Genomic DNA, 23,446 nt, shown 5'->3' on the forward strand with positions numbered 1-23,446 from the left:
ACGACATTCGCGAGCCGCGCTGTCACGGCTGTGTGGTCAGCCTGTGGCCTGGCTGTGAGTGCGTTACGCCCTGGTGAACAGGGAGATGGACGCCGAACACGGTCCGCCCCGGCACGCTGTCCACCGTCACCTGACCGTCGTGCGCGGCGACCACCGCGTGCACGATGGCCAGCCCCAGACCGGTGCTGCCCGCGGTGCGCGAACGCGAGGCGTCGCCGCGCGCGAAGCGCTCGAAGACGTGCGGCAGCAGATCGGGCGGAATGCCGGGGCCGTCGTCCTCGATCTGGAGCGAGAGGTACGAGGGCGGCTGCGGCGGCCCGAAGGTGCCGGGGTGCGCGGCCGCCCGCGCCCTGGCGTACGGGGATCCGTACGGCGCCGCGTAGGGCGAGCCGGACGCGCTGCCGCCGGAGGGCGCACCGGTACCGTGCCCTGGGCCATGGCCGAAGGCGTACGGCGACTCGGGCCCGAAGCCGTTGGCGTTGCCGTTGCCGTTGCCGTTGCCGTTGGCGTTGGCGTTGGCGTTGCCGTTGCCGTTGCCCGGATCGTGGTGGGCGCCGTACGACGGGCCGTGCACCATCCCGTACGGCGCCAGGTACGGCGACGGACGCGGCGAGGTGTGCGGGCCGCCCCACAGCACGCGCGCGGTGACGGTCGTCCCGGCCGGGGTGTGGTTACGGGCGTTGCCCAGCAGGTTGACCAGGACCTGGTGCAGCCGCGCCGAGTCGCCGTAGACGAGCGCGGGTTCGTCGGGCAGCTCCAGCCGCCACCCGTGGTCGGAGCCGAGCGCCCGCGCGTCGCTGACCGCGTCCACCACCAGCGGGGACAGATCCACCTCGGCGCACTCCAGCGGCCGCCCCGCGTCCAGCCGGGCGAGCAGCAGCAGGTCCTCCACCAGACCGGTCATCCGCCCGGCCTCGGACTCCACCCGGCCCAGCGCGTGCCGGGTGTCGGGCCCGATCTCCTCGCGGCCGCGCCGGGTCAGCTCGGCGTAGCCGCGGATCGAGGCGAGCGGGGTCCGCAGTTCATGGCTGGCGTCGGCGACGAACTGCCGTACCCGCGTCTCGCTCTCCTGGCGGGCCGCCAGCGCCGATTCGATGTGCCCCAGCATGCGGTTGAGCGCCGCCCCGACCTGGCCGACCTCGGTCCGCGGATCGGCCTCGGAGGCCGGGACCCGCTCCCGCAGCGCCACCTCGCCGCTGTGCAGCGGCAGCTCCGAGACCCGGGTCGCGGTCGCGGCCACCCGGCGCAGCGGGCGCAGCGAGATGCCGACCATGGTGGCCCCGGCGAGCCCGGCCGCGACCAGCCCGGCGGCGGCGACGCAGACCTCGACCAGGATGAGGGTGTTGACGGTGTCCTGGGTCTGGTTCAGCGGGAAGGCCATGATGATCCCGCCGTCCCTCGGGTTCCACTTCGCCACGGCCCGGTAGCTGCCGAGGCCGGGGAGGTCGACGGCGTGCACCTTGTCGTCGAGGGGGATGGAGGTGAGCGCCTTCTCCTGGCTGCTGGTCAGCTTGTCCACGCGCTGCGCGGCGTTCGAGAAGTCCGGCAGCATGGCCTCGTCGTTGCTCTTGCCGGACTTGATCGCCTTGCCGTCCGTCCCGAGGCGCGCCCCGGCCGTGCCGATGGGCTGCCCGGGCCCGTTGAGGAAGAAGATGCTCTCCGGGCCGCGTGGGTCGATCGAGTTCGGCTGCTCGCTCGCCTTGCGCATCGCGCCGCCCGCGGAGGAGCGCAGGTTGTTGTCGACCTGGCCCTCCAGATACGACTTCAGGGCGATCGTCGTGACCGTGCCGATCACGGCGCAGACCACGGCGATCAGCGACACCGCCGAAACGACCAGACGGGTGCGCAGCGACCAGGGCCGCCGGGCGGCGGCCCGGGTGTTCTTCCTGCCGCGCGGGCTCGGGTGCGCCACGGTGCCTACTCCCCGGGCTTGATCAGATACCCGGCGCCGCGCCGGGTGTGGATCATCGGGCTGCGGCCCGCGTCGATCTTGCGCCGCAGATACGAGATGTACAGCTCGACGACGTTGGCCTGGCCGCCGAAGTCGTAACTCCACACCCGGTCCAGGATCTGCGCCTTGCTGAGCACCCGGCGCGGGTTGCGCATCAGATACCGCAGCAGCTCGAACTCGGTCGCGGTGAGATGGATCTCCTGACCCGCCCGCGACACCTCGTGGCTGTCCTCGTCCAGCACCAGATCGCCGACCGCCAGCACCGATTCGCTGCGCGCGGCCGCCGCCCCCGACCTGCGCAGCAGCCCGCGCAGCCGGGCGACGACCTCCTCCAGGCTGAACGGCTTGGTGACGTAGTCGTCGCCGCCCGCCGTCAGCCCGGCGATCCGGTCCTCGACCGCGTCCCGCGCGGTCAGGAACAGCACCGGCACCTCCGGCAGCTCGCGGCGCAGCCGCCCCAGGACGGTGAGCCCGTCCATGTCGGGCAGCATGACGTCGAGCACGACCGCGTCGGGGCGCAGCTCACGGGTCGTACGGATCGCCTCGGCGCCGTCGCCCGCTGTCCGCACCTCCCAGCCCTCGTAGCGCAGTGCCATCGACAGCAGGTCGGCGAGGGCCGACTCGTCGTCCACAACCAGCACCCGGACGGGGCTCCCGTCCGGTCGCAGCAGCTCGGTACGCCCATGGGGCGAGGTCGCCATCATGAACCTCAGCTTCCGGTGAGGGTCTGAGAGCTTCCTTTCGGCTACCTGTGAATAACCTGAGAATCCTATGGGCCTGGAATCGCCCGGTCTCCGGGCCCGGGAATAGTGCGGAGCTCCCCTCCGGTTACCAGGGGTATGGCTACTCAACCCGCCCTCGGCAAGATCGGCATCTGGACCGCGTCCCTGCGGGGCACGGACTCCTCCCCGGCGCCGCAGGTCAGCGAGGCGGCGGCCGAGCTGGACGCGCTCGGCTACGGCACCCTCTGGCTCGGCGGCAGCCCCGGCCCCGACCTGGCCGCGCCCCTCCTGGAAGCCACCGAGCGGATCACCGTCGCGACCGGCATCCTCAGCATCTGGGATCACGACCCGGCGTTCGTGGCCGAGCGGTACGCCGCCCTCGACGCGGCCCACGGCGGGCGCTTCGTCCTCGGCCTCGGGGTGAGCCACAGCGCGCTCGCCGGCGAGCGGTACAAGCGCCCGTACTCGGCGATGCGGGAGTACCTGGCGGCGCTGGACTCCGCCCCCGCCCCGGTCCCCGCCTCCGGGCGCGTCCTGGCCGCCCTCGGCCCGAAGATGCTGGAGCTGTCCCGCGACCGCGCGGCCGGAGCCCATCCGTACCTGGTCACCCCGGAGTTCACGGCGCAGGCGCGGCAGATCCTGGGCGACGGGGCGCTGCTCGCCCCGGACCTCAAGGTCGTCCTCGAACCCGACCCCGAGCGGGCCCGCACCATCGCCCGCGACTACCTCTCCCGCTATCTGGCCCTGCCGAACTACACCAACAACCTGCTGCGGCTCGGCTTCGAGGAGAAGGACTTCACGGACGGCGGCAGCGAGCGCCTGCTGACCTCCGTCTTCGCCCTGGGCGACGCGGAGGCGATCCGGCGCGGCGTGGACAGGTTCCTGGCGGCGGGCGCGGACCACGTCGCGGTGCAGGTGGTGACCTCCGACCTGGCCACCCGCCTCCCCCGCGAGGAGTGGCGCGCCCTGGCCGAGGCCCTGCCCCTCGGCGGCCGCTGACGCCCCGAGCGGCGGGGGGTGTCACAGACCGAACAACCGGGCCGCGTTCCCGTAACACACCCCCCGCAACCAGTCGTCGTCCTGGTCCAGCCGGGTCAGCGCCTCCAGGGCGTGCGCGTAGCCGTACGGGATGTTGGGGAAGTCGCTCCCGAACAGCACCCGGTCGCCCAGCGCCCCCAGCCGCCCCCGCTCCTCCGGCGGGAACGGCCAGTGGGTCTCGGAGAAGTCGGTGAACGCCATCGTCGTATCCAGGCGCACTTCCTCGTACCGCTCCGCGAGCCCCAGGAAGTCCGCGTACTCCGGCAGCCCCATGTGCGCGACGACCAGCCGCAGCCGAGGATGCCGGGCCAGCAGCCGGGCCACCGGCTCGGGCCCGGTGTGCTTGCCGGGTGCCGGGCCCGAACCGCAGTGGGTGACGATGGGCGTACCGGCGTCGGCGAGCATCCCCCACACCGGGTCCAGCAGCGCGTCCCCCGGGTCGTACGCCCCCACCTGCACATGCGCCTTGAACACCCGCGCCCCGCCGTCCAGCGCCGCGCGCACGTACTCCTCGACGCCCGGCTCCGGGAAGAACGTCGCGGTGTGCAGACAGTCCGGCGTACGGGCGGCGAACCCGGCCGCCCACTCGTTCAGCCACGCCGCCATGCCGGGCTTGTGCGGATAGACCATCGACGTGAAGGCCCGCACCCCGAAGTCCCGGATGAGCGCGAGCCGTTCGTCCTCGTCCTCGCGATACGTGATGGGCCACTCGAGCCCGACCAGCGGCTCGACGGCGTCGAAGTACGCCCAGACCTTGTCCAGGACGTTCTTCGGCATGAAGTGGGTGTGCACATCGATGAGTCCGGGCAGCCCGAGCCCTTCCCAGAAACGACGGACCGTGGCGGCGGCGGCAGGATCAGTCATACGGATCACGGTACGACTCGCCCCACGCCCCCGGGACCACGTACCCGACACCACCCGGCACGCACGAGGGCCCGGCACCTATCAGGTGCCGGGCCCTCGATCTCAAGTAGCGGGGACAGGATTTGAACCTGCGACCTCTGGGTTATGAGCCCAGCGAGCTACCGAGCTGCTCCACCCCGCGTCGGTGAATGCAACACTACGTCATTCGCTCCGCAGAGGGAAATCGGCCCCCTGCTCGCTTCCCTCCTCGCCCCTCTCCGCCATCGCGACGATGCGGCGCAGCGCGGCGAGGTGCCCGGCGACGGCCTGCCGCCCGTCGGCGGTGAGGGAGATCCACGTACGCGGATAGGAGCCGCCGCGCACCTTCTTCACCTCGACGTACGACGCCCCCTGCAACACCTTGAGGTGCTTGCTGAGCACCGAGTCACTCACGTCCAGCGCATCGCGGACCGCCGAGAACTCCATGGCATCGACCGCCGCGAGCATGCCGCAGATCTGGAGCCGGTTCGGCGCGTGGATCACTTCGTCGAAGGCCGGGGCGGTCATCGTGAGGCTTTGAGGTCTTCGCGTGCCACGGCATCGAGGCGATAGCCGATCGCGATGGTGAGCGCCCCGATCACCAGCCCGGCCGCGGCGATGGCGAAGCGCAGGTCCAGCCCCCATTCGAGCCACATGCCGACCGCGGCGAGCAGCACCAGGACCGCGCAGTACGCCCCGTAGAGCTGCCTGGTGCCCTGCGTGGCCGCGTGGCGCTCGAACGCGACCCCGGTCGACCTGCGGATCGCCCACTCGAGCCCGAGGACCACGGCGGGGACCATCGGCACCACCCAGGACGCCAGTCGCAGGCTCATCGAGGCGAACGCGAGCATGAGCATGCACCCCATCCCCCAGTGGTACCACCAGGGTGCGGAGACACGAGCCGCCAGTCGGGCGCGCGAGGCGTCGACGGCATCCAGGGAGGCACGTGCCGAACCGGCGTCCATCTCACCCGAGTTGCGCGAACTACTTTCCATACCGGAAAGAATGACAGACCACTTTCCGCTACGGCAAGTAGATGCGCTCCGGGGCTCCGCCGCCCCGTTCGCCGCTGTCTACGCACCGGCCCCGGACGTGACAGCCGTGACGGTGAACTCGTCCCCGCACACCCGCAGCCCCGAGGCGACCCGAGCGGTCATGGCCTCCTTCGACCCCGGCGGGTAGGCCTTCACCAGCGAGGCGCTCTTCCAGCACGGCTTGTCCGAGAGGCCGTCGTTGATCGTGTGCAGCACGGCGTGCGCGCTGCCCCCGGCGGGCACCGTGACGGGCTTCCCCGTGGCGCCCTCCCGCTCGGCGGGCTTCCCGATCGTCTGGCCGTCCCCGGCCAGCAGCGACACCCCGGGGAAGCCGTTCAGCGTGCAGGCGCTCTTGCCCTTGTTGGTGAACACCAGCGAGTAGTGGATGTTGCCCGCCCCGACGTCCGCGCGCCCCAGGCGCAGGCCCATCGCCGAGGACTCGCACCGCCCGCCGCCGGCGCTTCCGGCCTTCGACCCGATCTCCTCGCCGCCCGCCGAACCGGTCGCCGAACCGGTCGCCGAGCCCCCGGTCGCCGACCCCTTCGCCGCGCCGCCGTCCTGCGAGGCGGCGGCCGCGGGCGCGGGGCCCTTGCCCTCGGGCTTCGGCTCGGTGCCCTGACAAGCCGTCACTCCCATGGCCGCCACCGCCGCCATGGTGGTGACGACGACCTTGCCCCGGCTGGTGAGCGTGATGTGCGACATGGGAACCCCCTCGCTGATACGAACGTCTCTCGCATCAACAACCCTGCCGATCCGCGCTAGTGCCCTGTTAACACGCCAGTGGCACCCCACTAACGCATCACTAACGCCCCGCCCCCGCCCTGGTCCCGGGGCCGTCCGCAACGATCGCCCGATCGTGGCCGACGCCCAGCCGGCCTTGGTCGCGGCCCCCCGACGCGGCCCCCGAGGCACCGGCGCGACGGCCCGCACGGCCCGCACGGCCCTGGAGCCGGGCTACCGGGTGGTCATGCCCCACGACGCCAGATCATTCCGCGGGCTGCGCCCGGTACACCAGCAGATACCGCCAGAACAGCAGACGCCGCACCGTCGAACCGGGCAGCAGCCGGGCGGATTCCGCACGAGTCCGGTCGTACGACAGCGGCGGCGGCCAGACGATCGGGACCTGAACGGACGGCGCAGGGCGGCCCCTGTTCAGCAGGCGGTCCGCCTTGAGGAGGGCCCACGCCGGGAGGGCCCACACGAAGTCGGTCACCGTCCTGACCGGACAGAGCCCCAGCACCACCAGCACCCCGCCCGGAGCGAGGGCCCGCCGCAGCGTCAGCACCGTCTCGAACGGCATGTGATGGAGGCTCGCGATGCACGAGATGACGTCGTAGTGCCCGTCCGGAAGGTCCGCGTCGCGCACATCGGCCTGCCGGTACCGAGGCCCGCCCCCGGCCGCCCGCGCCGCCGCGATGACGTCCGCATCGGCGTCCATCCCGTCGACGTCCAGCCCCCGCCCCGCGAGCAGCCGCGCGAACCGCCCCGTGCCGCACCCGACCTCCAGCGCGGTCCGCGCCCCGTCCGGCACCTGCCTCAGCAGAAGCGAGTGGTAGTGATCGTTGAAGTTCACTCCCATGCGTCCGGACCCTACCCAGCCCCCGCCACCGCCGCCACGGTGACCGGCCCGCCATGCAGGCAGCGCCATACGGCTGAACCGCACCCGACACGACACCCGTCACCCCAGCGGTGCGCGGACGAGGTGAATAACTAGGTTTTCCAAACAATCATATGAGTCACCCGCCCTCATGTTGTGGCCTCGACACGTGCCCGGCGTGCCCGGGTCGCGGGGAGGTCGCGACAGCCCCGCACGCGAGTGGGGGTTTGTCTCGGACACCGCCGTCACCAGGCTGCCGAACGGGTCGGCTCACCGACCCGTTCGGAGGTTCGATGCACGTATCCCGTGCCCTGCGTTCGATCGTTGCCGCCACCTCAGTGGGAGCGGCGTTGCTGGCCTCCCCGGCGTGGTCCGCCATGCCCGCCGCCAGAGCGGTACTCAAGACGGTCGACCACACGAAGGCCACTCGGTCCCCTGACTCGGGCCCCGCGGTGCACCATGACACCTCGCCACCGCTGCGCAAGCTGGCGCAAAGATCCGGACAGCTCCGGCGCGCTTCCGACCCCATGCCCCCCAGCGAGCGGTCGCGCCCGTCCTCCGCCAAGGCCACCGGTCACGACCGGGTGGTGCAGAACCGCGACGGCAGCCGGGGGCGGATCCGGCTGGGCGTCAATTTCGAGGGCATCCGCGAAGGCGGGGGCACCCCTCCTGACCCCAACGCCTCGGTAGGCTCCCGCCAGGTCGTAGAGATCACCAACTTCAAACTCGCGGTGTACTCCAAGTCCGGCGCCACGCTTCTGAGGCCGCTGACGACCCAGACCCTGTTCCGCGGGTTCGGCGGACCGTGCGAGACCGCTCAGAACGACTTCCTCGGGGACCCCGAAGTCCGATGGGACTCCCTGGCCCACCGCTGGATCATCAACCAGTTCGCCAGCGACCCCGTGACCAACACGAATCGACTGTGCGTGGCCGTCTCCCGCACCGCGGACGCCACCGGCGCGTACTACCGCTACGACTTCGGGTATCGGACCCTCCCCGACCACCCGAAGTTCGCGGTGTGGCCGGACGCCTACTACGTGATCGCCACCGCCGCTGATTCGCTCTTCGTGGCGTGCGCCTGGGACCGGCACAGGATGCTGCGCGGAGCCGACGCCGACCAGCAGTGCTACACCGTCCCGGCAGCGACCATCCCGATCGGCTCGGACCTCGACGGCACGACCCCACCCCCGCGGGGCGAGCCCAACCTGCTGATCAACCTCGGCCCCACCGACGACAGGCTGCAGTACTGGCGGTTCCACGTGGACTGGACGAACCCGGCCCGCACCACCCTCGCGGGCCCGCGGGAGCTGAAGGTGGCCCGCTACACCCGGGCCTGCGAGAGTGCCGATCCCACCCAGTGCGTCCCCCAGGCCGGCACCACCCAGAAACTGGACTCGCTCTCCTACTCACCCATGTACCGGTTCGCCTACCGCAACTTCGGCGACCACCAGTCCCTGGTCGTCAACCACGCGGTCGATGCCCGCGGCGGCGTGGGCGTGCGCTGGTACGAACTGCGGCTGCGCCACGGCCGGCCGGTCGTCCGCCAGCAGAGCACCTATGCCCCGGACCCCACGTACCGGTGGATGGGCTCCGCGGCCATGAACAAGAACGGCGACATCGCCCTGGGATACTCGCAGTCGTCCTCCCGGACCCACCCCTCGATCCGCGTCACCGGACGCCTGGCGCACGACCCGCCGAACCTGATGACGTTCCGCGAAACCACCGTGTGGACCGGCGCAGGCTCCCAGACCGGCAGCAACCGCTGGGGTGACTACACCTCCATGGCGATCGACCCGGTGGACGACTGTACGTTCTGGTACACCAACCAGTACCAACCGACCGATGGCACCGGAAACTGGAACACGCGCATCGCCTCCTTCCAGCTCTCCGACTGCCACGCCCACCCTCACCACCATGGCCACCATGGCCACAACCGTCAGCACGGCCACCACCGTCACGGGTGACCCCCCGGCGGACGACGCTCCGGGCCCGCCATACCCCGAAGCGCGAGACAGGGTTGCCGCACCTGCGCGTCCCTGCTCCACGAGCAGGGAGCCGACGCCCGGATGATCATTGAATCCTCGGGCACAGCTCGATCCGCGTGACCATCACGACCGCCGTCAACGCACAACGCAAGAGGCCCCTTCCATCTCTGGAAGGGGCCTCTGAGCTGCTGCGCGCTCGGCAGGATTCGAACCTGCAACCTCTTGATCCGTAGTCAAGTGCTCTATCCGTTAAGCTACGAGCGCTTGGCTTCCCGGCGGTTTTTCTTGCCGGTCGGCGTTGCGGGAACAACATTACATGACCTGCGCCGTCACGCGAAATCCGTTTCCCTCACCCCCTCTGACCTGGGCAGATACCAGTTTTGAGGTCGGTGGGACCGGTGATGGCGGCAGGGTGAGAAGGGCCGGGTGGCGCGGCTCGGGGGCGCTCCGGAGGGGTGACGCTACGGAGGGAGATCGTCACCCGGAGGGCGTACGCACAAGAGCCCCGATCGCGATCGACCGGGGCTCTCAAGAAGCGGAGGCTGAGGGATTTGAACCCTCGATGGGCTTTAGGGCCCAAACCGCATTAGCAGTGCGGCGCCATAGACCAGACTAGGCGAAGCCTCCAGCACACCGTGTCGGCTCACGCGAGCGCGATGTGGTGTGTGCAGATGATGTCACAGCCCAGTGGGATGTCACCAATCGCGGCCTACGGTACTCGGCTGGCGGGCAGGACCGCAAAGCTCTTCGGGGGCGCAATGCCCGGATGGCGGCGCAACGCGCGCGGCGGAGGCGCGTTAGCAGGGGCAGGGGCAGCGTGCCCCGGTCCGATCACACCAGGAGTACTGACATGCCCCTGCTGCATCGCCTCGCCGTCACCACCGCCGCCGCTGTCGCCGCCACCGTGGCCGCACTGAGCCCCGCGGCGGCCACGCCGCTGCCGCTGCCCGTGTCGTACGACGGGGAGAGCTCGGACCGTCTCGTCATCAGGGTGAGCGAGACGGGCCAGCCCTTCGACACCGTGCGGTACGTACTGGCGTGCCACCCGACGGGTGGCACCCACCCCCGGGCGCGGGCGGCCTGCCGTCAGTTGGACGCGCAGACCGAGTGGGGCCGGGACCCGTTCGCGCCGGTGCCGCCCGGGGCGATGTGCACGGGGCAGTACGGCGGGGAGGCAACGGCGACGGTGCGGGGGCACTGGGCGGGCCGCCCCGTCAACGCTCGCTTCACGCGTACGAACGGATGCGAAATCGCCCGGTGGAATCGGTTCTCGATCGTTTTGCGTCTGCCTGGGAGCTGACCTGGGGATTGGGCCGGGAGTGGGCGGCGGAGAGGCCCGCGAGGTTTGTCCGGGGGTGCGCCGAGACGTGCACGTCGTGCTGCGACCTCGCTCTCATCTACCGCCGCGCCCGCCCTTGGTGCCCGTAGACTCCCCTGAGACACTCCACGGACGGGCGGCACAATGACCGCGGGTGTCAGCAAGGTGCGGTAAGTCAGGGAGGAAGCGTCGTCGTGAGCAGCAGGCCATCCCGAGGCGCTGCTCGCCTCGCAGCGATACTCGACGCCCTTCCCGACGCACTGGTGCTGGTCAACTGCAACGGCACGATCGTCAACGCCAACCACATCGCGCTGGAGTCGTTCGAGGCGCCGGGCACCGCTTTGGTGGGCCGTGGTCTGCTCGATCTTCTTCCCTCCTTCGATCCCAATCGGATCCCCGGGTCGATGCGCAGGCCCGGGGACGCGGAACAGACTGTCAGCACCAAGCCGACCCGGATGATCGCGCGGCGCACCGACGGGGCCCAGATCCCCGTGGAGGTGACCAGCGCGAACGTCGAGGACGGCCGGACCCCGTACGCCGATCAGTACAGCTACACCGGCGACGAGCTGCTGATGCTCATCGTGCGGGACCTGACCGGGACGCTCGACACCGAGGCCGAACTCGCCCGCCAGCAGCGCCAGACCGAGATGATTCTGCGCGCGGCGGCGGAGGGCGTGGTCGGCGTGGACACCGAGGGCAAGGTGGTCCTCGTCAACCCGTCCGCGGCACAGATCCTCGGCTTCCGGGCCAGTGACCTGGGCGGTCAGGAACTTCACTCTCTTGTACACCACTCGCGCCCGGATGGTTCCCCCTTCCCGTACGAGGAGTCCCCGCTCGCCGACACCCTGCGCTCCGGCCGCAAGCACCGGGTGCGCGGCCAGGTGCTGTGGGCCAAGGACGGGAGCGCGGTACCGGTCGATCTGACGACCGCGCCCGTACGGGACGGCGAGCAACTCGTCGGCGCCGTCATGACCTTCACCGACCGGCGCGCCGAGGAAGCCCTCGTCTCGACCCACGCCGAGGAGGTGGAAAGCCTCACCTCGCGGCACGGCAAGGAGCTGGAGGAGCTTCGCGACGAACACGCCAAGGCGCTGGAGGAGCTGCACGCGCAGCTCGACCGGGAGCGGCAGACGTACGCGGAGCGGCTGGACGCCCTCGCCGCCCGCAACGGCCAGCTGCTCGCGGTGCTCGACCAGTCGCTGCGCGGTCCGCTCCAGGAGCTGCGCAGCGAACTCGGCGTGCTGGCCGACGACCCGGCCGGGCAGCTGTGGCCCGAGGCCAACCAGATCCTGCACCACCTGGCCGCCGGGTACACCCGGATGACCACGCTCGTCGACAACGTCCTGAGCTATCAGCGGCTCGACGCGGACGGCGAGGAGCTGGTCCGGTGCGCGGTCTCGATGGACGAGGTCGTGGCCGCCGGTGTGGAGGGCGCGGTCGAGCTGATCGGCCCGGGGCGAGCACAGTTCGCCGTGCACGCCCCGCCGATCGAGGCCGAAGTGGACCCGCAGCGGGTGGCCCAGGCGCTCGCCCATCTGATCGCGGACGTGGCCGGGGTCGACTCGACCGGCAAGGCCGCCTCGGGCGGCGGCGCGTCCGGGGACTCGACGATCGTGGTCGCGGCGGCGCAGCGCGGCAACGTCGTACGGATCGAGGTCCGCGGGCCGTACGCGGGCGGCGACCCGGTGCACGAGCCGATCGTGCGCGGGATCGTGCGCCGGCACGGTGGTGTCCTCCAGACGCATGAGATGCCGGGCATGGGCGGGCACGCCTATGTCCTGGAGGTGCCGATCTCGGCGGCGGCCGCGGACCAGGAGCGCGCGAAGGCCGACGCTCAGGGGGCGTCCGGTGGCGCGGACGGTACGCAGGGTGCGCAGGGTCAGGGCACCTCCGGCGGCGGAACGGGCGCGGCTGCGGACACGTCCGGTGGTAGCGCGGACGGTGCGCCGAACGGCGCTCCCGATTCGGGCAGTTCCGGCGGTTCCGGCGACCCGCAGGGCGCTCCGGGGACGGAGACGAGCGGCGCGCAGAACCGTTCCGTATCCACGGCGCTCCCCGCGGAGGCCGGTACCGCCGATCCGCAGCAGAACCAGCCGGGCGAGCAGGACCAGCCGCGGCCGACCGGGCGGCGCCGGGCGCGCCCGCGCCCCGAGGAGGACCCGGCTGCGGCCGCGGGCGACGGTTCGGACGGCCAGGGCGCCGGTGCCGGTCCGCAGGATCAGCAGGGGCAGCCCGGTCCGCAGCCGGTCGGCCCCGCCGGGATGGGCGTCGTACCGCCGCAGGGCATGGCCGCTCAGCCGCAGCCCCCGGCCCCGGGCGGCCGTCGGCGTGGCGCCCCGGCGCAGGAGTCCGGCGCTCCGTATCCGGCCCAGCAGGGCGGCCAGGGCGGAGGCGGCCGTTCCCCCTTCGCGCTGCCTCCGGCGGCGGCCGACGCGAACGGCCCCGCCGCGACCGGTCCGGGCGAGTCCGCCCTGCCCGCGCTACCCGCCGCCCGCACCCCCGAACAGCAGCCCCCCGGGTGGGACGACGACTCCACCGACGGCGAGCAGGGGGCCCAGCCCTCCGGCCGCCGCCGCGCCCGCCGACCGCTGTCCGAGACGCCGAGCCGGCCGGTGCCGGAGCCGGGCCAGCACCCGGGACAGCCCCAACCGCAGCAGCCGCAGCAGCCCGCGGGGGAATCCGGCGTGGCCCGGTCTCCGTTCGCGCTGCCGCCCGCGGCGGCCGACCGGGCACAGCCCGGTGCGCTGCCGCCCGAGCTGGGCCCGGCGGGTCCCGCAGGGCTGGTTCCCGCGCAGCCCGGCGGCCGGGACCCGCGCATCGGCGCCCCGCAGGCGCAGGGCCAGCCGCAGGGCGGCGGCCTGGCCGTACGGGGCGAGCCCGTGCCCCCGGGCGGCACCGCGCGTAACGGAGCCTGGCCGTCCGGTCCCGGTCAGGCGCCGCAGCAGCCCCAGCAGACACCGGCCCAGCAGGGCCGGAACCAGGGACAGGGCGGGCCCCAGGCCCCGCGCCCGGGCACAGCCGGGCCGGGCGCCGGTACGGGTCAGTCCGCGATGCCCGCACTCCCCGCCGCCCGCACCCCCGAACAGCAGCAGCCCGCGTGGGGCGAGGCGCCGCAGGACTCGCTCGGCGGCCAGCAGGCGGCCCAGCCCACCGGGCGGCGCCGCGCCCGGCGCCCCCTCGCCGAGGAGCAGCCGGAGCCCGCGTCCGGAGCGCAGCCCCCCGCGCAGCAGATGCCTCCGCAGCAGCTGCCTCCCGAGGTGCCGCGCACCGCGCAGCCCCAGGGCGCGCCCCAGAACGCACGCCAGAACCCGCAGCAGGCCACACCCCAAAGCCCACCGCAGGGCGCACCGCAAGGCGCGGACACTACCCAGGGGCGCGCGTTCAGCGTGCGCACGCTGGGCCAGGGGGTGCCGTTCGCGCAGCAGGTCAGCGAACACCAGCGCACGCCTCAGCCACAGCAGCCCCAGACGCCCTCCGGGGGCACGGCCACGGCAGGGTCCGGCAGGCGGCGCAAGCTGGCCGCCCGGCCCGATATGGCCGAGCAGAACACCTCGGCGGAGCTGGAACCCGCGGGCACCCGTGCCCATCCCCAGGCCCCGGCGCAGGCCCCCGGCCAGGCCGGGCCCCCGCCCGGAGCACAGCCGCGGCCCCAGCCCGGCCCGGGTCCGCAGCCGCCGCGCCCGGCCTCGCCGCAGAGTTCGGGGCGCGCCTTCGCGATCGGCGCGCCTGACGAAGGAGCGGAGGGGCCGGAGCCGCTGGACGGGCCCAATGGGGCCATCGAGATCGTCGACGACCGCACCCCGCCGCCGGACGACGAACTGCCCCCGGAGCCGCTGGACAACCCGCGCCGCCTCCTGGTGTGGCCCGCGCCGGACATGTCCACGCAGCAGGCGCTGAGCGACCGCGGCTACCGCCCGGTGATCGTGAACTCCCGTGAGGAGGTGGACGCGCAGATCGCCGCGTATCCGGCGGCGCTGTTCGTCGACCCGCTGACCGGGCCGATCACCCGCACGGCGCTCCAGTCACTGCGGACGGCGGCGGTCGCCGCCGAGGTGCCGGTGCTGGTGACGGCGGGGCTCGGCCAGGCGACGCGGGAGGCGGCGTACGGGGCCGACCCGGCCGTCCTGCTCAAGGCGCTCGCCCCGCGCGACAGCGAACAGCATCCGCCGCGCGTCCTGCTGATCGAGGAGCACGAGCCGATCGCGGCGGCGCTGACGGCGGCCCTGGAGCGGCGCGGCATGCAGGTCGCCAGGGCCGCGACGGACGCGGACGCGGTGGCGCTCGCGGGGCGCATGCGGCCGAACCTGGTGGTGATGGACCTGATGCAGGTACGCCGCCGCCGGGCCGGGATCGTCGACTGGCTGCGCGGCAACGGGCTGCTCAACCGCACCCCGCTGGTCGTCTACACCTCCGCGGACATCGACCCGGCGAACCTGTCGCGGCTCAGCTCGGGCGAGACGGTGCTGTTCCTCGCGGAGCGCTCGACGAGCGCGGAGGTGCAGGCCCGGATCGTCGACCTGCTGGCGAAGATCGGCACCAACTGAGGGCTCGTCCCCCAGCGGTATCGGCGCCGGTCGAGCGGGGCGGCCTCAGTGGAGCGTGGTCACCTCCAGCTCCCCGTCCGCGTACCGCTTCCGGATGACCTTCTTGTCGAACTTCCCCACGCTCGTCTTCGGCACCTCCGGGATCAGCGCCCAGCGCTCCGGCAGCTGCCAGCGCGCGACCCGTCCGGCGAGGAACTCCCGCAGCCCCGCGTAGTCGACGGTGGCGCCCTCCTTCAGCACCACCGTGGCGAGCGGGCGCTCGTCCCACTTCTCGTCGGGCACCGCCACCACCGCCGCCTCGGCGACGTCAGGGTGGCCCATGAGGTGGTTCTCCAGCTCGACCGACGAGATCCATTCGCCGCCCGACTTGATGACGTCCTTCGCCCGGTCGGTCAGGGTCAGATAGCCGTCCGGGGAGATCGTGCCGACGTCGCCGGTCTTCAGCCAGCCGTCCTCGGTGAACTTGTCCTCCGGCCGCATGGGCTCGCCCGCCGCCCCGCCGTAGTACGCGGCCGCGATCCACGGTCCGCGCACCTCCAGTTCGCCGACCGCCCTTCCGTCCGCGGGCACGACCGCGCCGTCGGGCGCGATCAGCCGGTACTCCACGGAGGCCGGGAACTGGCCCTGTGTCACCCGGTACGGCCACTCCTCCTCCGGGGTGAGCCCGGCGGGCGGATGGGCCATGGAGCCGAGCGGCGACAGCTCCGTCATGCCCCATGCGTGCACGACCCGGATGCCGTGCCGCTCCTCGAACGCCTTCATCAGGGACGGCGGGCAGGCCGATCCTCCTATGTAGACGTGGGTGAGGCTCGATACGTCCCGTGGCGTGGCGTCGAGTTCGGCGAGCAGTCCCTGCCAGATGGTGGGAACGGCGGCTGCGAGGGTGGGCCGGGCGGCCTCGATCATCTCGGCGAGCGGCCCGGGCTGGAGGAAGCGGTCGGGCATCACCATCGAGGCGCCCGCCATGAACGCGGCGTGCGGGGTGCCCCACGCGTTCGCATGGAACATCGGGACGACGGGCAGCAGCGTGTCCTTCGCGGACATGCCGAACGCCTCGGCGCTGTTGACCTGCATCGAGTGCAGATAGATGGAACGGTGGCTGTAGGCCACGCCCTTGGGATCGCCGGTCGTGCCGGAGGTGTAGCACAGGGCCGCGGCCTGGCGCTCGTCGGTCACCGGCCAGGGAAAGCTCTCCGGACGGCCCGCGATCAGTTCCTCGTAGTCGTGCACGGTGGCCCGGCACCCGTCCAGCACGGAACGGTCGCCCGGCCCCGTGACGACGATGTGCTCCACGGAGCCCAGGCCGGGCAGCAGCGGGGCGAGCAGCGGCAGCAACGAGCCGTTCACCACGATCACGCGGTCCGCGGCGTGGTTGACGATCCAGGTCAGCTGCCCGGCGGGCATCCGGAGATTGAGGGTGTGCAGGACGGCGCCCATGGAGGGGACCGCGAGATACGCCTCCAGATGCTCGCAGTTGTTCCAAAGAAGCGTGCCGACGGTCTGCCCCTGCCCGACCCCCAGCTCGTCGCGCAGCGCGTTCGCCAGCCGGGTGGCGCGCAGGCCCACATCGTGGAAACTACGGCGCTGCGGCTCCCCGCCACCGGTCCAGGTGACCACCTGAGCCTTGCCGTGGGCCAGCGCTCCATGCTCGAGGATGCGGGTCACGGTCAGCGGTACGTCCTGCATCGTGCTGAGCACCGTGGCCTCCAGGGTTTTACGGTTACGCGCGGGTAGTCCGCCGATTGTGCAAGCGACCGGCCGGTATGTCACTACCCCGCTCGCCCCTGGGAACCCCTCCGTCTCGCAGAGCCCGTTTGCGCCCCGGAGCCTTCCGCCGTCAGGCGGCGCGGCCCACCTCCGGGTCCTCGCGGAGCTTGACGAGGGCGCGCGAGACGGCGCTCTTGACCGTGCCGATGGACACCCCGAGGACCTCCGCCGTCTGGGCCTCGCTCAGGTCCTCGTAGTACCTGAGGACGACCATGGCCCGCTGGCGGTCCGGCAGCCGCAGCACCGCGCGCCACATCATGTCGCGCAGAACCTGCTGCTCGGCGGGGTCGGGAGCCGGGACCGGGTCCGGCTCGGGCAGCTCCTCGCACACGAACTCGTCGACCTTGCGCTTGCGCCACTGGGAGGTGCGCGTGTTGACCAGCGCCCGGCGCACGTAGCCGTCCAGCGCCTTGTGGTCCTCTATCCGCTCCCACGCGATGTAGGTCTTGGTCAGCGCGGTCTGGAGCAGATCCTCGGCGTCACAGACGTTGGGTGTCAGCGAGCGGGCGGTGCGCAGCAGCATCGGCCCTCGTGCCCGTACGTACGAGGTGAACGACGGGAACGCGGCGGGGGAAGCCCCTGTGCACACGGTCGTGGTCATGCCCCAACGCTAGGGAGTGAGCGGCTCACCGCGGATCGGCCACAAGTGCCGAAGCCGAATCAACCTGAGGTTGTAGGGGTAGGGCTGGCAACACCTCCTGCGGATGGAGGGGGTGGGGCTCCGCTCAGGGCTCTGCCGGAGAGGGTCTCCCCCTTGCGGACGACGGCTCCGACCACGGCTCAGCCGATGATCGCGACCGGCGCGTCCACCTTGTTGCGGTCGATCTGGAGGGTCCGGCCGCCGTGCTTCTCGCTCACATTGCCCACGTACTGATGGATGCGGCGGTGCGGTTGCCAGGCCTTCTCGGCCAGGACCGGCTCACCGGCCAGCGCCGCCTTCCCGTTCCAGCGCGCGAACCACATCACGGAGGGGAGGTCATGGATCCCCGCCTTCCGGGCACTCTCCAGATGGCGCACGCCGGACTCGGCGCTGCTGTAGAAGCCGGGGAAGAAGCCATGCGACCGCACCTCGCGGTTCCAGCCGCGGATGAAGGACAGCGTGGTGGCCGCGCAGCTCGCCTTCCCCTGGTCGTATGCCTCCATGTCCAGATAGAGCGCGCTGCGCTTCTTCATCGCCAGCGCCTTCGCGCGGGCCACCGCGTCCTTCCCCTCCGCGCGCCCCTGGGACCAGGGCGTGCTGCCGATGGGGACATGCCTCTTGTTCTTGTTGCGGACGCAGGGAGACTGGGACCCCACGAAGATGGGCAGCACTTGCCATCCCATGCTCTTCACTCCGCGCATCCAGGAGACGCTGAGGTTGGGCTGGCTCGGGCAGGCCCGGCCGCGGCCCGCGTAGTAGATGCCGACGGCGCGATACTGGGAGACGTTCCACGCGCGCAGGGCGGTGAGCGAGGGCGTGTGGCAGGTGTCGAAGCCCCAGCCCTGGAAGACCTTGGCGCCCAGGGGCCGTGGGTCGGGGAGTGCTTCCGCCGAGGCGGAGGCGGGGCCGGTGAGCGCGGTGGCCAGCACCGCGATCAGACTGGCGGCCCAGCCCATGAACATCCATCTGTTCTTCTTTCCTCGGTTCATATGAGGAGTGAATGGGGACACCGGACGGCCGGTGCCGCAGACACGCGCGTGGTTCAGCCGTCTGCGCCGAGGAGGAGCCCGGATGTCGGTACTCCGGTGCCCGCGGTGACCAGCGCACGGGAGGCGTGCGACACCTGGTTGACGGAGGTGCCGCGTATCTGACGGACGGCCTCCGCTATCCCGTTCATCCCGTGCAGATAGGCCTCACCGAGCTGCCCGCCGTGGGTGTTGAGCGGCAGCGCGCCCTCGGCGACGCACTCGGCCGCCTCGCCCCGCTTGCAGAAGCCGAACTCCTCCAGCTGCATCAGCACGAACGGCGTGAAGTGGTCATAGAGGATGGCCACATCGATGTCGGCGGGGGTCAGCCCACTGCCGCTCCACAGCTGCCGGGCGACCACCCCCATCTCCGGCAGTCCCGAGAGGTCGTCCCGGTAGAAGCTCGTCATCTGCTCCTGCGCCCGGCCCGAGCCCTGCGCCGCCGCCGTGATCACGACGGGCGGACGGGGGAGGTCGCGGGCCCGCTCGACGCTGGTGACCACGACCGCCTGGCCGCCGTCCGTCTCCTGACAGCAGTCGAGCAGCCGCAGCGGCTCCACGATCCAGCGGGAGGCGGCATGCTCGGCGAGGGTGATCGGCTTGCCATGGAAATACGCGGCCGGGTTGGTGGCGGCATGGCGGCGGTCGACGACGGCCACCTGGCCGAAGACCTCGGGCGTCAGGCCGTAGGTGTGCAGATAGCGCTGCGCGGCCATGGCGACCCAGGAGGCGGGGGTCAGCAGACCGAAGGGCAGCGACCAGCCGAGCGCCGCCCCCTCTGCCGACGGCTCGCGGTGCTGCACCCCGGATCCGAAGCGGCGTCCGGAGCGCTCATTGAACGCGCGGTAGCAGACGACGACCTCGGCGACACCGGTGGAGACGGCCAGCGCGGCTTGCTGCACGGTGGCGCACGCGGCGCCCCCGCCGTAGTGCACCCGGGAGAAGAACGTCAGCTCACCGATGCCGCACGCCTGGGCCACGGTGATCTCCGGGCTGGTGTCCATCGTGAACGTGACCAGCCCGTCGACCTCGGCCGGGGCGATCCCCGCATCGTCCAGCGCCGCCCGGACGGCCTCGGCCGCGAGCGTCAGCTCGCTGCGCCCGGAGTCCTTGGAGAACTCGGTGGCGCCGATGCCCACGACGGCGGCCCGCCCCCCGAGCCGGTCCGGCCGGCGGGCGCTCATCGGACCGCTCCGGTCGGTGAGCCGGTGGGTGAGCCGGTGGGCAGCTCCACCGTGACCGTGCCGGTCACATGGCGGCCGATCCCGTTCCTCCCGGTCACCGCGACCTCCGCCGTACCGTCGGCGACCGAGGTGACCTCGCCGGTCAGCACCATCTCGTCCCCGGGGTAGTTGGGAGCACCGAGCCGGACGGCGACCTTCCGGAGACGGGCCCGCGGCCCGAAGTGGTCGGTGATATACCTCCCGACCAGGCCATTGGTGGTCAGGATGTTCATGAAGATGTCCGGAGAGCCCTTCTCTCTGGCCGTCTCGGCGTCGTGGTGCACATCCTGGAAGTCCCGGGAGGCGAGAGCTCCGGCGACGATGAGCGTCCGGGTGATGGGGATGTGCAGCGGGGGCAGCGCCTCGCCCGCACGGACCGTGACCGTCATGCGGCCGCCGCCTCCTCCGTGAGCAGGGTGCCCAGCTCGGCCAGCAGGGCGGGGGCGGGGCCCAGATACGCGTCCACCTGCCGCCCCCACAGGAAGTGCCGGTGCACCGGGTGCTCCACATCGGCGCCGACGCCGCCGTGCAGATGCTGCCCCGCGTGGACCACCCGTCTGCCCGCCTCACAGGCCCACCAGGCGGTGGTGAGCGCATGGGTGGCCGCGGGCAGACGCTGGTCGTAGCGCCAGGACGCCTCGTAGGCGGTCACCCGGATCGCCTCCGTGTCCATATGGGCATCCGCCGCGCGCAGCAGTACGCCCTGCTGGGCGGAGAGCGGGCGCCCGAACTGCTCCCGGACGGAGGTGTGATGGACCACCCGCGCCACCGATCCCTGGCAGACGCCCGCTTGCAATCCGGCGAAGGCGGTGCGGGCCCTGCCGAGCACATCGGCCCAGGCGCCGTCGTCACCGAGCGGCTCGGCGGGTGCGTCATGGAGCGTCAACCGCCCTGCCGCCCAGGGCGCGGTGGTCTCGACGGGCTCGGTCACGATGGGCACGGCGGGGGTGCTCCGGGCGGGGGCTGACGGGCCGGGAGCCGCCTGGGGCTCGATCAGGAAGCAGCGGGTGTGCCCCTCCTCCGTGAGCGCCGGGACCAGCACATGGGTCGCGGCCCGCAACCAGGGGACCACCGGGAACGTGCCGGTCAGCGCCCACCCCTCGGCGGTCCGGCGGGCCGAAGCCGCCGGATGGGTACCGAGTGGACCGGAAGCGGCCCGGTAGGCGGCCGTCGCCACCGCCGAACCGTCCCGCAGAGCGGGCAGCAGCCGCGCGCGCTGCTCCGCCGTGCCATGGGCGGCGACCGGCAGCAGGCCATAGGCGCAGCTCACCGCGAACGGCACCTGGGCCGTCACCCGCCCCTGCTCCTCCAGCATCAGCACCAGACCGACCAGGCCGATCTCCTCCACCGCGGCGGGCAGCCCGGCCGCGCAGAGCGCCTTCCACAGCTCGCCGTCCACACCGGTGCCGAGGGCCGACAGCCGCTCATGGGTGGACAGATCGCCGAAGATCTCCGCCGCCAGGTCCCGGGCGGCCTGCTGCTCCATGGTGGGTGTGAAGTCCATCAGGCCACCGCCGCTCGGAAGACGGGCAGCTCCAGCTCGTCGTCGGCCCGCAGGAACTCCAGCTCGACGGGCATCCCGATGCGCACCTTGTCGTACGGCACCCCCGTGATGTTGCTGACGATGCGGACCCCCTCGGCCAGCTCGATCAGGCCCACCGCATACGGCGGGTCGAAGGCGGGGAAGGGCGGATGGTGCATGACCACATAGCTGAACACCGTGCCCGCGCCGGAGGCCGCGACCGTGTCCCACTCCGGCGAACCGCAGCCGCCGCACCCCGGCAGCCAGGGGAAGCGGAGGGTGCCGCAGCCGGTGCAGCGCTGGATGAGCAGCCGGTGGGCGGCGACTCCCTCCCAGAATCCCGCGTTGTCCCGGTTGATGACGGGACGCGGGCGCCTGGCCCTGGGCTCCTGCTCCGGCTTCTGATCCGGCTCCCGCTGCGGTTTCTGCTCCTTCGGCCGCTGCCGCACCGGCGCGTACTTGAGGATGCGGAAGCGATGCGTCCCGACCAGCTCGGCGCCCACCCGAATGTCCATCCGCGTGGTGACGAAGTGCCCCGTGCCCAGCTTGGTGGTCTTGCGCGGTGACACCGACTCGATCACCGCGTCGAAAGTGATCCGGTCTCCCGGGCGCAGCGGCCGTGGATACTCCTGCTCGCAGTCCGTGGCGACGACCGAGGTGCAGCCCGCCTCGTCGAGCAGCGCCAGCAGCTCGTCGTACGCCTCCGACCGGGCCGAACCGCCGGGATGTCCGCCCAGCCCGCCCATCGTCCATGCCTGGAGCATCGTCGGCGGTGCGATGCCCGGATAGGCGGGGTTGGTGTCGCCCATCGCCTCACACCAGTGCCTGATCATGGGCTCGTTGACCGGGTCCCTGCCCTGGCCGCCGCTCGCCGCCACCCGGCCCTCGTACGCCCGCAGCCTCTCGTACAACTCGCTCGCCTCAGCGGTCATCGCCGCCCCCGCCGCATGCCGAGCCGCATCGTCGCCACGATTTCCCTCTGCACCTCACTCGCCCCGCCCCCAAAGGTGTTGATCTGCGCGGCCCTGTTCATCCGCTCCAGCTCGCCGTCCCCGAACGCTCCCGGCGATCCCGACCGGATCAGCCCCGCCTCTCCCGCGATTTCCTGACACAGGTGATACACCGCGACCGCGCTTTCGGTTCCCGCGAACTTGACGCCGCTCGCGTCGCCCGGGCTCAGCGTCCCCGACCCCACGTCCCCGACCAGCCGCCAGTTGAGCAGCCGGGTCGCCGCCAGCCGGGCGTGCGCCTCCGCCAGCCGGGCCCGTACCCAGTCCTGGTCGCCGGGGCGGGCCCCGGTGTCCGGGTCGGGGGTGCGGGCCTGGGCGAGGACGGTCTCGTAGAAGTCCTCGGCCTGCATGCCGATGGCGGCGAGCGCGACCCGCTCGTGGTTGAGCTGGGTGGTGATCAGTCCCCAGCCGCCGTTCTCCTCGCCGACGAGGTGGGAGGCCGGGACGCGGACCGCGTCGTAGTAGGTCGCGGTCGTGGTCAGGCCCGCGACCGTCTCGATCGGCGTCCAGGAGAAGCCGGGGGCGTCGGTCGGCACGAGGATGATCGAGATGCCCTTGTGCTTGGGCGCCTCCGGGTCGGTGCGGCAGGCGAGCCAGATCCAGTCGGCGTTCTGGGCGTTGCTGGTGAAGGTCTTGGCGCCGTCGATCCGCCATCCGGTACCGGGCCCGGACCCGGTACCGGCGCCGAACCAGGCCCTGTGCTCCCCGTTCCCGGCCTCCCCTTCTTCCTCGCGCACGGCCCTCGTGCGCAGCGAGGCGAGGTCGGTCCCTGCCTCCGGTTCCGAGTAGCCGATGGCGAAGACGATCTCACCGCTGAGGATGCGCGGCAGGAAGAACCGCTTCTGCTCCTCGGTGCCGTACCGCATCAGGGTCGGGCCGACCGTGTTGAGCGTGACCATGGAGACCGGGGCGCCCGCCCGGTACGCCTCGTCGAAGAACACGAACTGCTCGTCCGGGCCGCGCCCCTGGCCGCCGTACTCGGTCGGCCAGCCGAGCCCGAGCAGTCCGTCGGCGCCGATCCGCCGCAACAGCCGTCGCTGGCCTGCCGGATCGCCCGGCAGGGACGCACGGACCTCAGGCGTGATCAGCTCGCGGAAGTAGGAGCGGAGTTCCTCGCGCAGCTGCCGCTGGCGGGGCGTGGGGGCGAGGTGCATGAGCAGCGGACTCCCCTGGGCTCGACATCGTCGT

Annotated in this window: 19 protein-coding genes and 3 tRNA genes; 4 read left to right on the forward strand and 18 right to left on the reverse strand. The window is 72.1% G+C overall.

Going from position 1 to position 23,446, the window contains the following annotated elements:
- Positions 1–22 precede the first annotated feature (22 nt).
- The gene (locus tag ACH4TL_RS14870) at positions 23–1,912 is read right to left on the reverse strand and encodes an ATP-binding protein (RefSeq protein WP_398314074.1); all 1,890 of its coding nucleotides are present in this window, start codon (positions 1,910–1,912) and stop codon (positions 23–25) included.
- Positions 1,913–1,917: 5 nt separating this feature from the next.
- Positions 1,918–2,655, reverse strand: a complete 738-nt coding sequence (locus tag ACH4TL_RS14875) for a response regulator transcription factor (protein ID WP_039938430.1) — start codon at positions 2,653–2,655, stop codon at positions 1,918–1,920.
- Between the two features lie 135 nt (positions 2,656–2,790).
- Between ACH4TL_RS14875 and ACH4TL_RS14880 the strand changes: the two genes are divergently transcribed.
- Positions 2,791–3,672 carry an LLM class F420-dependent oxidoreductase gene (locus tag ACH4TL_RS14880; protein WP_398314076.1) on the forward strand — a complete coding sequence of 294 codons (882 nt, stop codon included), beginning with the start codon at positions 2,791–2,793 and terminating at the stop codon, positions 3,670–3,672.
- A gap of 21 nt (positions 3,673–3,693) precedes the next feature.
- Here ACH4TL_RS14880 and ACH4TL_RS14885 read toward each other — a convergent pair whose 3' ends face one another.
- The 6 genes from ACH4TL_RS14885 to ACH4TL_RS14910 all read right to left on the reverse strand — a co-directional run bounded on the left by ACH4TL_RS14885 (position 3,694) and on the right by ACH4TL_RS14910 (position 7,206).
- Entirely contained in the window at positions 3,694–4,575 is an 882-nt protein-coding gene (locus ACH4TL_RS14885; RefSeq protein ID WP_398314078.1) for an amidohydrolase family protein, read from the reverse strand.
- A 107-nt stretch (positions 4,576–4,682) separates the two neighbouring features.
- A tRNA-Met gene (locus tag ACH4TL_RS14890) sits at positions 4,683–4,756 on the reverse strand.
- A 20-nt stretch (positions 4,757–4,776) separates the two neighbouring features.
- Positions 4,777–5,121: a transcriptional regulator gene (locus tag ACH4TL_RS14895; RefSeq protein ID WP_398314080.1), complete on the reverse strand. Its 345-nt coding sequence runs from the start codon at positions 5,119–5,121 to the stop codon at positions 4,777–4,779.
- Positions 5,118–5,588, reverse strand: coding sequence for a hypothetical protein (locus ACH4TL_RS14900; protein WP_398314082.1), 471 nt, complete (start codon positions 5,586–5,588; stop codon positions 5,118–5,120). Before ACH4TL_RS14900 ends, ACH4TL_RS14895 begins: the two co-directional genes overlap by 4 nt.
- A 78-nt stretch (positions 5,589–5,666) precedes the next feature.
- Positions 5,667–6,329: a DUF4232 domain-containing protein gene (locus ACH4TL_RS14905; protein WP_398314084.1), complete on the reverse strand. Its 663-nt coding sequence runs from the start codon at positions 6,327–6,329 to the stop codon at positions 5,667–5,669.
- A gap of 283 nt (positions 6,330–6,612) precedes the next feature.
- Positions 6,613–7,206 (reverse strand): class I SAM-dependent methyltransferase, encoded by a 594-nt coding sequence (locus ACH4TL_RS14910; RefSeq protein WP_398314086.1) that lies wholly within the window; start codon positions 7,204–7,206, stop codon positions 6,613–6,615.
- Positions 7,207–7,517: 311 nt separating this feature from the next.
- On the opposite strand from ACH4TL_RS14910, the gene ACH4TL_RS14915 reads away from it, so the two are divergent.
- Entirely contained in the window at positions 7,518–9,188 is a 1,671-nt protein-coding gene (locus ACH4TL_RS14915; protein ID WP_398314087.1) for a hypothetical protein, read from the forward strand.
- A 212-nt stretch (positions 9,189–9,400) separates the two neighbouring features.
- Here ACH4TL_RS14915 and ACH4TL_RS14920 read toward each other — a convergent pair.
- Positions 9,401–9,473 (reverse strand) — tRNA-Arg (locus ACH4TL_RS14920).
- Between the two features lie 272 nt (positions 9,474–9,745).
- Positions 9,746–9,836 (reverse strand) — tRNA-Ser (locus ACH4TL_RS14925).
- Between the two features lie 223 nt (positions 9,837–10,059).
- Here ACH4TL_RS14925 and ACH4TL_RS14930 point away from each other — a divergent pair.
- Both ACH4TL_RS14930 and ACH4TL_RS14935 read left to right on the forward strand, forming a co-directional pair.
- Positions 10,060–10,509, forward strand: coding sequence for an SSI family serine proteinase inhibitor (locus tag ACH4TL_RS14930; RefSeq protein WP_398314089.1), 450 nt, complete (start codon positions 10,060–10,062; stop codon positions 10,507–10,509).
- Positions 10,510–10,721: 212 nt separating this feature from the next.
- Positions 10,722–15,071: a PAS domain-containing protein gene (locus tag ACH4TL_RS14935; RefSeq protein ID WP_398314091.1), complete on the forward strand. Its 4,350-nt coding sequence runs from the start codon at positions 10,722–10,724 to the stop codon at positions 15,069–15,071.
- A gap of 45 nt (positions 15,072–15,116) precedes the next feature.
- On the opposite strand, the gene ACH4TL_RS14940 is transcribed toward ACH4TL_RS14935, so the two are convergent.
- The 8 genes from ACH4TL_RS14940 to ACH4TL_RS14975 form a co-directional block, all read right to left on the reverse strand.
- Positions 15,117–16,769 carry a long-chain fatty acid--CoA ligase gene (locus ACH4TL_RS14940; RefSeq protein ID WP_398314093.1) on the reverse strand — a complete coding sequence of 551 codons (1,653 nt, stop codon included), beginning with the start codon at positions 16,767–16,769 and terminating at the stop codon, positions 15,117–15,119.
- Positions 16,770–16,908: 139 nt separating this feature from the next.
- Entirely contained in the window at positions 16,909–17,439 is a 531-nt protein-coding gene (locus ACH4TL_RS14945; RefSeq protein ID WP_398314094.1) for a SigE family RNA polymerase sigma factor, read from the reverse strand.
- 179 nt (positions 17,440–17,618) lie between these two features.
- A complete protein-coding gene (locus tag ACH4TL_RS14950; RefSeq protein ID WP_398314096.1) occupies positions 17,619–18,467 on the reverse strand; it encodes a DUF1906 domain-containing protein in 849 nt (282 codons plus the stop codon).
- Positions 18,468–18,520: 53 nt separating this feature from the next.
- Complete coding sequence (locus ACH4TL_RS14955) at positions 18,521–19,687, reverse strand: lipid-transfer protein (RefSeq protein ID WP_398314098.1); 1,167 nt, start codon at positions 19,685–19,687, stop codon at positions 18,521–18,523.
- On the reverse strand, positions 19,684–20,115 hold the full coding sequence (locus ACH4TL_RS14960) for a MaoC family dehydratase (RefSeq protein WP_398314100.1): 432 nt from the start codon (positions 20,113–20,115) through the stop codon (positions 19,684–19,686). Before ACH4TL_RS14960 ends, ACH4TL_RS14955 begins: the two co-directional genes overlap by 4 nt.
- Positions 20,112–21,230: an acyl-CoA dehydrogenase family protein gene (locus tag ACH4TL_RS14965; protein ID WP_398314102.1), complete on the reverse strand. Its 1,119-nt coding sequence runs from the start codon at positions 21,228–21,230 to the stop codon at positions 20,112–20,114. The genes ACH4TL_RS14960 and ACH4TL_RS14965 overlap by 4 nt, the downstream gene beginning before the upstream one ends.
- The gene (locus ACH4TL_RS14970; protein ID WP_398314104.1) at positions 21,230–22,180 is read right to left on the reverse strand and encodes a bifunctional MaoC family dehydratase N-terminal/OB-fold nucleic acid binding domain-containing protein; all 951 of its coding nucleotides are present in this window, start codon (positions 22,178–22,180) and stop codon (positions 21,230–21,232) included. The genes ACH4TL_RS14965 and ACH4TL_RS14970 overlap by 1 nt, the downstream gene beginning before the upstream one ends.
- On the reverse strand, positions 22,177–23,412 hold the full coding sequence (locus ACH4TL_RS14975) for an acyl-CoA dehydrogenase family protein (protein WP_398314106.1): 1,236 nt from the start codon (positions 23,410–23,412) through the stop codon (positions 22,177–22,179). The genes ACH4TL_RS14970 and ACH4TL_RS14975 overlap by 4 nt, the downstream gene beginning before the upstream one ends.
- Positions 23,413–23,446 lie beyond the last annotated feature (34 nt).

Source organism: Streptomyces sp. NPDC021115, assembly GCF_044333065.1.
Taxonomy (GTDB): Bacteria; Actinomycetota; Actinomycetes; order Streptomycetales; family Streptomycetaceae; genus Streptomyces.